This window comes from Paenibacillus pedocola, assembly GCF_031599675.1.
Taxonomy (GTDB): Bacteria; Bacillota; Bacilli; order Paenibacillales; family Paenibacillaceae; genus Paenibacillus_AQ; species Paenibacillus_AQ pedocola.
This window is the reverse complement of the sequence record NZ_CP134223.1, coordinates 5473753-5486557: the sequence shown is the minus strand read 5'-3', so window position 1 is coordinate 5486557 and position 12805 is coordinate 5473753. Positions and strand designations below refer to the sequence as shown.

The 12805-nt window shown below is 46.2% G+C and carries 10 protein-coding genes; 9 read left to right on the top strand and 1 reads right to left on the bottom strand.

Features of this window, described 5'->3' with window-relative positions; genetic code table 11:
* Window positions 1-3: 3 nt before the first annotated feature.
* The gene (locus QU597_RS24235) at window positions 4-894 is read right to left on the bottom strand and encodes a helix-turn-helix transcriptional regulator (RefSeq protein ID WP_310830181.1); all 891 of its coding nucleotides are present in this window, start codon (window positions 892-894) and stop codon (window positions 4-6) included.
* A 190-nt stretch (window positions 895-1084) separates the two neighbouring features.
* Between QU597_RS24235 and QU597_RS24230 the strand changes: the two genes are divergently transcribed.
* The 9 genes from QU597_RS24230 to QU597_RS24190 all read left to right on the top strand — a co-directional run bounded on the left by QU597_RS24230 (window position 1085) and on the right by QU597_RS24190 (window position 12761).
* The gene (locus QU597_RS24230) at window positions 1085-2440 is read left to right on the top strand and encodes an ABC transporter substrate-binding protein (protein WP_310830180.1); all 1356 of its coding nucleotides are present in this window, start codon (window positions 1085-1087) and stop codon (window positions 2438-2440) included.
* 88 nt (window positions 2441-2528) lie between these two features.
* A complete protein-coding gene (locus tag QU597_RS24225; RefSeq protein WP_310830179.1) occupies window positions 2529-3458 on the top strand; it encodes a carbohydrate ABC transporter permease in 930 nt (309 codons plus the stop codon).
* A 4-nt stretch (window positions 3459-3462) separates the two neighbouring features.
* Window positions 3463-4320, top strand: coding sequence for a carbohydrate ABC transporter permease (locus tag QU597_RS24220; protein WP_310830178.1), 858 nt, complete (start codon window positions 3463-3465; stop codon window positions 4318-4320).
* Window positions 4321-4348: 28 nt separating this feature from the next.
* Window positions 4349-5461, top strand: a complete 1113-nt coding sequence (locus QU597_RS24215; protein ID WP_310830177.1) for a DUF4432 family protein — start codon at window positions 4349-4351, stop codon at window positions 5459-5461.
* Window positions 5462-5559: 98 nt separating this feature from the next.
* Window positions 5560-6606: a LacI family DNA-binding transcriptional regulator gene (locus tag QU597_RS24210; RefSeq protein WP_310830176.1), complete on the top strand. Its 1047-nt coding sequence runs from the start codon at window positions 5560-5562 to the stop codon at window positions 6604-6606.
* A gap of 145 nt (window positions 6607-6751) precedes the next feature.
* Window positions 6752-9178 (top strand): hypothetical protein, encoded by a 2427-nt coding sequence (locus tag QU597_RS24205; RefSeq protein ID WP_310830175.1) that lies wholly within the window; start codon window positions 6752-6754, stop codon window positions 9176-9178.
* Window positions 9179-9508: 330 nt separating this feature from the next.
* Window positions 9509-10900: an ABC transporter substrate-binding protein gene (locus tag QU597_RS24200; RefSeq protein ID WP_310830174.1), complete on the top strand. Its 1392-nt coding sequence runs from the start codon at window positions 9509-9511 to the stop codon at window positions 10898-10900.
* 71 nt (window positions 10901-10971) lie between these two features.
* Complete coding sequence (locus QU597_RS24195) at window positions 10972-11895, top strand: carbohydrate ABC transporter permease (RefSeq protein ID WP_310830173.1); 924 nt, start codon at window positions 10972-10974, stop codon at window positions 11893-11895.
* A complete protein-coding gene (locus tag QU597_RS24190) occupies window positions 11892-12761 on the top strand; it encodes a carbohydrate ABC transporter permease (protein WP_310830172.1) in 870 nt (289 codons plus the stop codon). Before QU597_RS24195 ends, QU597_RS24190 begins: the two co-directional genes overlap by 4 nt.
* The last annotated feature ends 44 nt before the right edge of the window (window positions 12762-12805 follow it).

Genomic DNA, 12805 nt, shown 5'->3' with positions numbered 1-12805 from the left:
GATCTAGCGCTCCTTTGCAAATTTGCTGCGGAACGCCGATGGGGAGAGACCTTCCTTCTTGGAGAAGCAGGAGGAATAATGCGATACATGATGGAAGCCGACCTCCTCGGCAATTCGCGCCACAGGCCAGGAAGTTAGGAGCAGCAGCCGCTTGGATTGCTCAATCCGGTAATATTGCAGATACGCCATTGGTGTCATGCCATAGACTTTAAGCATGCTTTTCGCCAGGTAGTTGGGATGATAGTTTAATGCCTTCTGGAGCACCGGATTGGTGAGATCATGCATGTAATGGCTGCGGATGTACAGCTCGATCTGTTCCGCCAGATGAATCGCTGTAGCGTCGCTCGGCGAGGCCAGATCCCGGTCCAGATATTGCAGGAAGGACTGGAAGATCGCCTGGCGCCGCCAGTTACGCATCGATTTCGGCTCGGATTCCTGTTCGAAGAACAGCTCCAGCTGTTCCATTGCTTTGGCAGAGATCTTCATATGCTTCGGGATAAAGATCGAACAGACATCGGCGTGATTGAGGTAGGCTTTACTTTTGTGCTCCTCGATTAATGCCTGCTGATTGCCGAGACATTCGCTCATATCGGCACACTCCTGCCAGCTGCCGAAGGTCTGGAAATGAATCCAGATAATTTCTGTTTTCTCCGTGCAGGGGGCAAACCCGTAATGATGGCCGTCCGGGAGGAGAATCATCCCTTCACCTTCCCGCAATTCCCATAGTACTTCATTCTCGCCGACCGGTAGAATACCTTTGACGACCACGATCAGATCGAATACGCCTATGCAGTTGCGGTCGATATGATAATCACCGATTTCGTACGATGCATGACCGCAGTCAACAAAATAAGGAATAGGCGGTGAAATGAAATGCAGGATGCGTGCACTCATATACAGGATTCCTCCAGAGATTGAAAATATTAAAAATCAGGTTGAATAACCTTGTTTATTTTAATGTTATATCATGTCATATTATAAGTAAAGCGCTTTCTTTAACAGTGTAATGATATAAAATCTGTTGGCAGAACCTATCTCCTTAAGTGGGATAGATAAACAAAAATATATTCAAGGAGGGTTATACATGAAGAAGCAAGGGTTAGTTACACTGGCAGCAATGATGGCTCTGAGTATGGGACTTAGCGGCTGCGGGGGGGCTGGAAATAATACTAAGAACGCTACCGGTAGCGCGCCGGTAAAAACAGATAACGCTCAAGCCGAGAGCACAACCAATGCAGGGGGAAGCGCAAAGGCGGAGAAACTGGTCTTCTGGACTTTTGTGGATGCACATCAGAAATTTATGGAGAGTATGGCGGACAGCTGGAACCAATCCCATCCCGACAAGCAAATTGAGCTGGAGGGCACGACGATTCCTTATGACGATATGCATACCAAACTGCTGATTGCACTGCAATCCGGTGTAGGCGCTCCCGACCTGGTCGATATTGAGCAGAGCAAATTCCCGAATTTCATGAAAGGCACACCGCAGCTAGTTTCCTTGAATGATATCCTTGAACCGGAGCTGGGCAATATCGTCAAGTCCAGAGTGGAGATCTATAGTAAGGACTCTACGTATTATGGTATTGACTACCATGTTGGCGCTACGGTGATGTACTACAATAAAGAACTGATGGATCAAGCCGGATTGAACGCCGACGATATCAAGACCTGGACCGACTTCGAAACTGCCGGCAAAACTATGCTGGAAAAGACTGGCAAGCCTATGATTACATTTGAAGGCAACGGCAACTGGTCATGGTGGCCGGCGATTAGCCAACAAGGCTCTGACCAAGTGGATAAAGACGGCAATGCTACAGTAGATACCCCGGTCAATGTGCAGACAATGCAATTCTTCCAGAAGCTGGTCAAGGAGGGCGTAGCAGCTGTTGCTCCGGGTGCAGGCCATGATACCGAAGAATACTTTGGCTACATGGACTCTGAAAGCGCTGCCTCTGTCTTTATGCCGTTCTGGTTCATGGGCCGCTTCACCGACCATATGCCCGATCTCAAAGGTAAAATGATCATTCGTCCGATGCCGGCTTGGACTGAGGGCGGAAACCGTTCCGCAGGTATGGGAGGAACCGCAACCTCTATTACTAATCAGGCCAAAAATCCGGAACTGCTGAAGGAATTCCTGTCGTACGCCAAGCTTTCCAAGGAGGGGAATATTCAAATTTGGAAGCAGCTCGGATTTGACCCTATCCGTACCGATGTGTGGAATGATCCTGCAATGAAGGAATCCAATAAATACACGGACTATTTCGGCACGGACATCTTCGATACGCTGCTTAGCGTCAAGGATGAAATCGCACCAGTCAACATTCGTGAAATCTCGCCAAAAGTATTTGACGCCATCCGTAACGAAGCGATTCCAATGATTTTCATCGATATGGCTGATCCGGCAGTTGTATTGAAGAAGGTGCAGGATAGCCTGAAATAACCTCTATACTTATTAAGACGGCCGTTAATACCGATAACGGCCTTTAATCTAATCGTGCAGGAAGAATGAAAGGAGTGGAGGCGATTCTATGCAGCAACAAATAAACAGAGAGCCGGCTTTGGCCTCTAAGCCGCGAAATCGGCTGGCAAATTCTCAGCATCTCGCCCCATATTTGTTTGTATTGCCGTTTATAATCTCGTTTCTGTTGTTTTTCGCTTATCCGTTGATCAATGCTATCATAATGAGCTTTCAAAGTGTATTGCCCGGTGAAGTCACCTTTGTCGGTCTGGATAATTACCGCGAGCTGTGGAATACAGATTTCGCAGATGCGTTATACAACAGCAGCCGCTATACACTGTTTACGCTGCTTCTGCTGATACCGATTCCCTTACTGCTCGCAGTCATGCTGAATTCGAAAAAAATGCCGTTCAGTAATTTTTTTCGCTCGACGTTGTTTATCCCCGCCCTTACATCAGTAGTGGTAGCCGGGGTGGTGTTCCGCATGATCTTTGGAGAATTGGATGGCGCTTTGATGAATTCGTTCCTGCATTTGTTCGGTATTTCCAGCCAGCGGTGGCTGTACAGCTCAGAGCTTTCAATGTTTGCGCTGCTGGTGCTGGCCTCTTGGCGCTGGATCGGAATTAACATCCTTTATTTCCTTTCTGCACTGCAGAATATCCCGTCTGATTTGTATGAAGCAGCAGATATTGATGGAGCAGGTACAAGAACGAAGTTTATGAAGATTACAGTACCGTTGCTGAAACCAATCACTGTCTATGTGCTGACAATTAGTATTTATGGTGGTTATGCCATGTTCACCGAAAGCTACATGCTGTGGGCCGGTAAGCCGTCGCCGCAAAATATTGGGCTGACGATTGTTGGATACATTTATCAGCAGGGTTTTCAGTATTTCAATCTTGGCTTTGGTTCGGCCATCGGCGTTACGCTGTTAGGCATTACCCTGGCAGTCAGTATGCTGCAGCTTATTTTAACCGGCATGTTCAAGAAGGAGGAGTAGGGGGATGGAAACTGTACAGCGTAAAAAATTCACTGCTGCTTCTTGGCTCCTGCTGGTATTGTTCGCCATACTGGCAGTGCTGATGCTGTTCCCTCTATACGCTCTGTTTCTGGCTTCCTTGAAGCCGGCCAGTGAGCTGTTCCGGTACGGGCTGAATGTCAGGCTAGATTTTGATGTAATGAGTCTGGATAATTACCGCAGTATCTTTACCGGGAAAGGTGAGGCGGGCCATTATTTCGAATGGTATTCGAATAGTGTAATCATTACAGTATTGTTTACCTTGCTTAGTCTGCTCTTCTCATCCATGGTGGGCTATGGACTTGGCATGTACCGGTTCAAAGGCCGTAATCTGATTTTCACACTGGTTCTGATTGTAATGATGATCCCGGTTGAAATTATTTTGCTTCCATTATACAAACTGACAGTAAGCCTGAAGCTGATCAACACCGTATGGGGCATTATCCTGCCCTTTATGGTTGCGCCTCTGCCGATTTTTTTCTTCCGCCAGTTTGCGCTTGGGCTGCCAAAGGATTTTATGGATGCCGGGCGGATCGACGGTTGTACAGAATTCGGAATTTTCTTCAGAATTATGGTGCCGTTGATGGCACCGGCTTACGGAGCGATTACGATTCTGCAGGCGATGAACAGCTGGAATAACTTCCTCTGGCCGCTGATCGTCCTCAGAACCACCGACAAATTCACGCTGCCTATTGGACTCGCATCCTTTGTTACGCCGCTGGGCAGCAATTATGAGGCGCTGATTGCAGGTGCTGTGCTGGCCATTCTGCCCATCCTGATCCTGTTCTTATTCTTCCAACGTTATTTTATTGAGGGATTGACTGTAGGCGGAGTCAAAGGTTAAGCCGTTACAGAGAGGAGGGCTTCAGGCAATGAATAAGTGGACGTTATCAGACCCTCATAATCAGAGCATGGATCTTCCTAATCAGGGCTATATAAATAAAGTCAGCATTACGGATGTAAAGGGAGCCTCAATGACTATGATCGAGATATCGAATGGAAGCTTACGGTTCACTGTACTCCTTGAAAGAGGGATGGACATCGGTGAACTTCATCTGGGGTCAGAAAAGATGAGCTGGGACAGGAGCGAGGACTATTTACTGCATCCCTCAAACGTAGATCTTAATGAGTCCAACGGAACAGGCTGGATGAAGGGCTTTTACGGAGCGGTAGCTGCTATTGGTCCGGAATGTTTCGGGACACCGGGTGAAGGCTTTACTCTGCATGGCACGGGATCGTATTCGGAAACACTGCCGGAGAGTATTCAAGTTACCTGGGATGACCAGTCCGTGAGGATAGAAGGAAGGGTCCCGGTCAAGAACCGGGAAGGCGAGCTGATATTTGAGAAACGGATACAAATGAGTGCAGTATGGGGTGGAACTCTTCTTTTACGTGAGGAAACAGTAAGGAACAGCAGCGGCCAGGTACAGGTTCTCGATGACGGATACCATATACAATTGTCGGGGGCGTACATGAGTCAGGGCGGCAGATATGTTCTGCCCGCTAATCAGCATGAGTTATTATTAAGAGACTCAGCTCCTGCGGAGAAGGATCCTTTCCATATTCCCTCCAAGGAAGAGGGGGCATCTCCAATTAGATGTTACCAGTATGTTCCCGGACAGGTAGTGGGCCTATCTAGCTTTGATAAAATTGCCCCGTTCATGAGTAAAATGAACCTAAGCAGAGGACTCACAGGTGAGATGGTTGTAAATACGGGAAAGACTTATGCGGGTTATGTCATCAGGCCGCTTTACGATTTCCCCAGATCACTTATAGCTAAACAGATTGACAGCAGTTTGATGTTCGCCATCGAACCCTGCAGAACACGGCCGAATCGGATGTCGCAGAAGATCATAGACGGCGAGGCACTATTTATGCGGGAAGGTGAAACTTTATCGTCTTGCTGTATCATTGGCCTTTCCAATTCCAGAGATGAAATTCACAACCTGGAGAATATGATTTTATCTGCAGCTGCTGCTACCTGATCTTGTTATTATGGCAGGATGAATTAAAGGTTTGAATGTCATGTAGCGTTAATGATACAATATTTGCGCAATGTAAAACGTTTAAACAGGGTGATTATATGAAAAAAATCGGAATTAAAGATATTGCCTTGCGCGCAAATGTATCCACCGCGATAGTATCATATGTGATAAATGGCACACGCAACGTAAGACCCGAGACGAAAGAGAGAGTCTTAAAGGTAATAGAAGAATTTAATTATAGGCCTAATGCGATTGCACAGAGCTTAAAGAGCAGAAGAACGAACACGATCGGAGTCATTGCGGAAGACATAACCGTCTTTAACACACCGGAAATTATTGATGGAATCAATGAATATGCAGAGAAGCATGATATGCATATTCTGTTAACCAACCTGCGGCTGCAAAAAAAGGTAGGCTATAATTATGCGGATACCTCTACTTATCAAAAGCATGCTCAGGCTGCGGTATCGGATCTATTATCTAACCAGGTTGAGGGTATCGTGTATATTGGTGTACATCCCCGTGATTTAACGGGACTGATTCATACGAATGACAGGCCGATTGTCTACACGTATTGTTACGCACAGAATGAGTGTTCCATTCAATATAATGATGAGCAAGCCTCGTATGATGCCATCCAATATTTAGTCAGTAAGGGACATTCTCGAATCGCGGTCATCAGCGGATTAATGGATTCGATTCCTTCGAGGCTGCGGTTTAACGGTTATTATAAGGCGCTGACTGAATTTCAGCTGTATTTCGACCCGCAGTTTATCAAAGTAGGTGACTGGGGAGGAGAATCGGGATATCAGCTTCTGGGTGAACTTATGGAATTGCCGGACCCGCCTACGGCTATTCTCATTATGAATGATTTGATGGCTGCCGGTGCACTCCGGGCTGCATCTGAACGGGGGATCTCTGTACCTAAGGATCTGTCCATTGTAGGTTTTGATAACCGGGAATTCAGCGCTTATTTGAGCCCGAGAATTACGACCATGGATTTACCGCTGCATGATATGGGGATATTGGCGATGAAGGCTCTTAGAAATAGGATCAGCGGAAATGAGGAGGCGATAGAGGATCCCCCGGTATGCAAACTGATTGAGCGGGATTCTGTGGCTGCGCCTAGAAGCGGTGTTAAATAACGATTGCCGGAGGAGACTGTACCCGCGAATAAAACAGTCTCTTTTGTACAAATGAGTTCAGACGGTTAGCTTAGATTTTAAATGGATATTGGAGTGCTATACCGCGAGATCTAAACGTTTAAATCTAAACATTAGGAGTGAGAACTTGAGACTGCTTCGTAATGATACTTTTGAAGTGTCCCTCTCTTCCCGGGGAACGGTCGAATCCTTATTCTTGGCAGACGATCCTGTAAGGATGAACTGGGTAATTGATTCTAACTATGAGCAAGAGGCCGGTTACTCTAACGAGGATAAGCATTTCGGACAGTGGCATGCTGTAGTGGATGATGAACGGATTGAAAGCGCTAACCTGCAACCGTATATTGAAGTTGTAGAGGATCTCTCGGCTACGGTAACTTTTGTGCATGATAAATTTAAAGTCCAATATGAATATCTGCTGAACACTAATGGAGAATGGAAATGGAAGATCCGGTGTTCAAATCCTGCTGCTCATACGGTAAGAATCAATGGATTTCACAGCTGGTTTTCTCTGGCATATATTATGTTCCGTGATCGTGATGTCTTGAGGAATATCAAGCATTCTTGCGCGGTATTTCCGCATTTAGGCGGGGATTTCAGCAAATTTGCAGCGGTCCGCAGAAGTAATGAGGCTCCTCATCTTGCCATATACAGCACCGGGGAACGTGTTGCCGCTTTTGGCACGTATTGCAGTTATGTAAATCGTTTTCTGGAACAGGTCTCCCCGTCACTGGATGGAATGCTGTACCACCGGTTATCTTTTGTTGAGGATGGAAGTTCTCTGGAGCACTCCGCAGACAGTGATTGGATCTACGGCGGCGGCTACGCACCTGTTACCTTAGAACCTTCAGAAGAAAGAGAATGGTCTTTTATTTTCACAACCTTTAATGAGCAAGAGGATTTTTATCAAAAAGCAAAAAAATACGGACATCCCCATTGGACCTATTCGTTCGTTACTACTACAGAAGGTAAGTTTATTGCTGAAGTGGAGATGCCGGAACAGGAAGCTCTGCAGTCGGTTAAAATGTATAGCGTAACAGATGAAGCGGGAACGGTTAAAGAAACGGATATTTCCAATGAATTCAAAGTACTTTCTGAAGCGAAATCTAAACGTTTACGTGCGGTTCTGCCGCTGAAGTCAGCCGGGGAAATAAAGCTGGTGGCTGAGCTCAATAACGGAAAATGTGATGTGCTGGTCGGCAATGTCCTTGAACCTGTTCATAAAATTCTTGAGGAAAGAGCGGAATGGTTATGTGACAACAGCTTCAATACAGCCTCAGTAACCCGGCCCTATTCTGTACTGCCCTTATCCAATCAAGGAGAATCGCTTGGCAAATTATCATTTATTCTGATGAAAAATCTTTTATCCCTTCCTGTACCGGCACAAGTCAGAAAAGTTGAACTCTCTGCCTTCTTTGATCTAAGACATCATTGGTTTGAAAATGGGGATTTTATGCTTCCCAAACCGCTCTACGGGTCTTTTTACCGTATCTATGATTTTGATTATATCGGTCATGTGTATTATTTGTTGTCTAAATTTGATAAATCATATTTATCTAACGGAAGTCCGGAAATGTATTTAACCTGGGCTGCCCAAGTCATGTGCATGAGGCTGGATTCGGCGTGTCACCGGAATAAACGCGAGAAGGAAGAATCTAAGCTTGTAGGGGTATTCATCCTTTATATTGCAGACTTATTAGAGGATCTGAATAAGAGAGCGTTAACCTATTGGTACAATAAGCTTAATCAGCTATGGTTAGAGCTTGTAAGAGGATTGCAGCAAGGTGCCAAAGAATATCAGGGAGCAGTGACGGAGCATTTCTATGATAATGCCGGTTTTGGCCTTACTTTTGAGGCGTTGTGCCTGGCTGGGTTAACTGATGTAGCAGAATTATATGCCCCGCTGATGATTGCCAATATCGGATTTAGCAACGATTATAGAGCGAATGCCCCGGACCGCTGGTGGGAAGCATTATCCTTTATGACGCATTCATTATGGGGCGGGTTAGTAGCAGGTGCAGCCCGGTCTTCTTATGAAGTGATTGGAGATACACGATTGCTGGAGGCCGGTTACCGCGCAACAATGGCTATGTTTAACTGTTACGATTGGAATGTGTATTCAACAACACGCAGACTGAAGCCGGGTGAGGCAGCTTCTACGTATAGCATAGCGGCCCCGAATTTAAATATGCCGGAGCTTTCCCGAAACCGTTTTGGCCAATCCATTTTCAAAAAGTCGAGTGATCCGTTATTCAGCAGTCTTTTCTCTAATATTGAAGGGGATGACTGGGATATGGGAGAAGAACTCGTCGCATATCTGCTCGGTTTTGGTTCAACAACCTACCTGTATACAGATAGCGAAGGAGAGCTGCGGTGTGTAAATGGCCTGATTGAGCCAGCAGAACGGGGCTGGGAGATTACCAGTTATGCAGCTTATCCGGCCAGATATGTGATGTTGGAAAAAGGGCTCTCATTCGTCTCCGCGTCAGGCGAAAACGTTAAGAGTATACTTTTTATCGATGGTAAATTTGAACGGGCAGCACTTAAGAGTTAACTAGAAGATTCCGAATGCAGTTAGGCGCTGGCGGTTTTTATTTTTAAACGTTTTACTTAAATGTACTGATTGAAAATTCATAAATAAAGGTTGGAATAATCATTTTTCAATCTAAACTATGGGTGATATAATAAAGTAAGCGCTTCCGAAGCGAGTGTCTGTAAGAAACGAGAGGTAGATTACGGAGGGTTGTTCATATCGCGGCACATGTCTGGAAAGATCACTTTTAAGGAAATTCTTTTTGACTTTATGCTAAACGTTTAACTTGAAAGCCGGGTTAAATGGATAGACATACAAATTCAAGCTAATTTCGAAGGGAGATCAGAAGCAATGAAAACAGGAAAGAAACTTGGGGCAGGTCTTATCCTCGCTGCATTGGTAATGAGTGCTGCTGGATGCGGAAACAATGAGACAAATACTGCATCACCTGGATCAGAGCCTGCCAAAATACCTGAAACGTCTTCTGAAAAGGTCAAGATTGTTTACTCCATGTGGGGAAGTGCGGCTGAAGGTAATACAACTCAGGCAGTGGCGGACCGGTTCAATGCTTCCCAGGATAAAATCGAGGTGGAAGTGCAGGCGATTCCCTGGGAGAACTACATGACAAAGCTGAATACGCTTGCAACAGCCGGCCAGTTGCCGGATACAGGGATGCTGAAGGAGGATGGGGTTATTCAATGGTCCTCGGAAGGCATGCTGAACGATGTGAGCGGCATGTACGAGGGAAGCGACAGCAAGCCGCTGGATAGCTTGGCCTACAAATATAAGGGAAAAACCGTTGCTTATGCTGCTGCCAATGAAATTCTCCTGCTCTATTACAACAAGGACATGTTTGATAAAGCGAACGTACCTTATCCTCCGGCTGCCTTGGATCAGGCATGGACATGGGATCAATTCGTAGAAACCGCCAAGAAACTGACGAATGACAAGGACGGCAAGCATCCCGGCGAGGAGGGCTTTAATTCACAGAGCATCGTCCAGTATGGCGCTTCTGTCGAGAACCTTCCGTGGCAGCTGGAAACCTGGGCACTCAGCAACGGTGGAGGCTTCTATTCCGAAGATGGTACAGAGGTTAAGGTTGGGGATGACGCCAGTGTTGAAGCTATTCAGCGGGTTGCAGATCTGTACTTGAAGGACCATGTTGCCCCGCTGTCCGTCGGACAGACCGATGATGGGATTCAGCGTACCATTATTGCAGGTACTGTCGCTATGGCTACAAATGGTCAATGGAACGTAGGAACCAGCCTGAATACGGCAAAAGAAGAAGGGTTGAACTATGGCGTAGCTGTACTGCCCTACATGAAGGATAAAGTTACCATCAGTACAGGCGGCGCCAATGTTGTCTTTTCCCAGACCAAACATCCCAAAGAAGCGATGGAATGGCTGAAATGGTATAACTCCGAAGAAAACAACTGGGAACTCATCTCATCGGGTATTTGGATGCCGACGCTGGATAAATGGTATAAGGATGAAACGCTCACCCGTAAATGGGTTGAGAATCCAAACTTCCCTCCATATGACGAATACAAGTCTGCCGTTGTTGATTATGCGCAATCGTCTGCCGCCAAACCTGCAGCATGGTTCTATACGAACTATACAACGGACTTTAACACGTTACTCGGGTCAATATTGGGGGATGTCTGGACTGGTAAGACTACCGCCAAGGATGCGATCTCCAAAAATCTTGATGCTTTGAAGGCGGCTCATACAGGCAACCAATAACAGACCGGGGGATGACCGCTGACACTCTACAAGCGGCGGTTATCCCCTAAACATGAGGTGGGAAGCGAAGTATGGAAACCATTAATAAACAGCAAAAACGGCGTTCCCGTATTTTTTCAGCCGAGGCACGCGTTGCTTATATATGTTTGATTCCAGCTTTTCTAGGCCTAATCTTTCTGACGTACTTGCCTCTTGTCGGGGTGCTGGGAATCAGCTTGACGAATTGGACCGGGTTAAAAAGCCCCGTGTTCATAGGCTTCGATAATTACATCAAAATATTTACTGCTGATCCTTACATTAAGGACTCCATCATCTCGACGATCTACTACGCGGCTCTTTCAGTAGCCGGAAGCATGATTTATTCATTGTTTATTGCGCTGCTGCTGAACCGTAAAATTCCGGCGAGAGGTTTTTTTAGAGCTGTATTTTATGTGCCGTATGTGCTTCCCGCTGCAGCAATCTATGTAGGATGGTCTTGGCTTTACGAGGGGAACTTCGGATTCTTTAACTATGTCCTTTCTGAACTGGGACTGAAAAAGATTCTGTTTATCGCTGATTCCAGCTATGTCGTCCCTTCCCTCTCCCTGATTTCGGTTTGGCTGGCCGGGAATCTAATTGTTATCTTTTTGGCGGGGCTGCAGAACGTACCGGTTGTATACCATGAAGCAGCTGAAGTGGATGGCGCGGGTGGTTGGAAACGCTTTCGACACATCACCCTGCCATGTATGACGCCGATTATTTTTTATAACCTGCTGATGAGTCTGATTGCCAACCTTCAAGTTGTAACACCGGCGCTTGCGTTAACCAATGGCGGCCCGGGCAACTCTTCCCGGTTTTTAACTTATCTGATGTACGATCAGGCATTTGTAAATTACAAATTAGGTTATGCCTGTGCAACGACCCTGATTATTTTTGCTATCCTGGCAGTCTTTACTACGTTGTTATTTAAGACGTCGGGCCGGTGGATCTACAATGAAGGAGGCGACGACAAATGAGCGTAGCAGCATACGGCAGGCTAAGAAGCAAGAAGCGCAGAAACAGAACAATGAACCTTATAACTTTTGTCGTCGTCGTATTATTTGCCATCCTGGCAATTTTCCCGATTTGGTGGATTTTTCGCACCTCGCTGATGACGAATGCGGAGATTTACAAATATCCGCCCTCGCTAATACCGGACAATTGGCTGTTTTCCAATTATGAGAAGACGCTGAAGGTATTTAAATTCTGGAAGTACTTATGGAACACGATGGTGATTATCGTCCCTTCCTGCCTGGCAGGTACCTTTACGGCTACTTTGTGCGGTTATGCTTTTGCAAGGCTGCGCTTTCGCGGAAAAAGCCTGATCTGGGCACTCTGCGTAGGGTCCATGCTGCTGCCTGCCATGGTTACACTTATTCCGCTGTATATCGGCTGGACGCGGGGTTTGGGCTTCAGTGACAGCTATTGGCCTTTGATTCTGCCGTATTTCTGCGGGGGCGGTGCATTCAATATCTTTCTGATCCGCCAGTTTATAATGTCCATCCCGCGGGAGCTTGATCAAGCAGCAACCATTGACGGTGCCGGTTATTTCCGTATTCTGTTCAATATTATTATGCCAGCCATAAGGCCGGCAATGATCGTCGTTGCCTTGTTTATCTTCATCGGGCTATGGAATGATCTGCTTCAACAGATGATTTACATTAATTCTAGCGATAAATATACGATAGCACTTGGACTTACCAATTTTAGAGGCCAGCTAAAAAGCGACTGGTCGTTGACGATGGCGGCAACATGCCTGTCCTTTGCTCCAGGCGTCATTTTCTATCTGATTGGTCAAAGGTATTTTGTAGAGGGTATTACCCTTACCGGCTTAAAGAATTAGATCGTTCCCCTTGTACTAGAACATTGTTAAGACTACATGTATAT

Bases quoted from the DNA above. Each gene is read 5' to 3' on its own strand.
- QU597_RS24235 (WP_310830181.1), bottom strand. From the start codon at position 894: ATGAGTGCACGCATCCTGCATTTCATTTCACCGCCTATTCCTTATTTT.
- QU597_RS24230 (WP_310830180.1), top strand. From the start codon at position 1,085: ATGAAGAAGCAAGGGTTAGTTACACTGGCAGCAATGATGGCTCTGAGT.
- QU597_RS24225 (WP_310830179.1), top strand. From the start codon at position 2,529: ATGCAGCAACAAATAAACAGAGAGCCGGCTTTGGCCTCTAAGCCGCGA.
- QU597_RS24220 (WP_310830178.1), top strand. From the start codon at position 3,463: ATGGAAACTGTACAGCGTAAAAAATTCACTGCTGCTTCTTGGCTCCTG.
- QU597_RS24215 (WP_310830177.1), top strand. From the start codon at position 4,349: ATGAATAAGTGGACGTTATCAGACCCTCATAATCAGAGCATGGATCTT.
- QU597_RS24210 (WP_310830176.1), top strand. From the start codon at position 5,560: ATGAAAAAAATCGGAATTAAAGATATTGCCTTGCGCGCAAATGTATCC.
- QU597_RS24200 (WP_310830174.1), top strand. From the start codon at position 9,509: ATGAAAACAGGAAAGAAACTTGGGGCAGGTCTTATCCTCGCTGCATTG.
- QU597_RS24195 (WP_310830173.1), top strand. From the start codon at position 10,972: ATGGAAACCATTAATAAACAGCAAAAACGGCGTTCCCGTATTTTTTCA.
- QU597_RS24190 (WP_310830172.1), top strand. From the start codon at position 11,892: ATGAGCGTAGCAGCATACGGCAGGCTAAGAAGCAAGAAGCGCAGAAAC.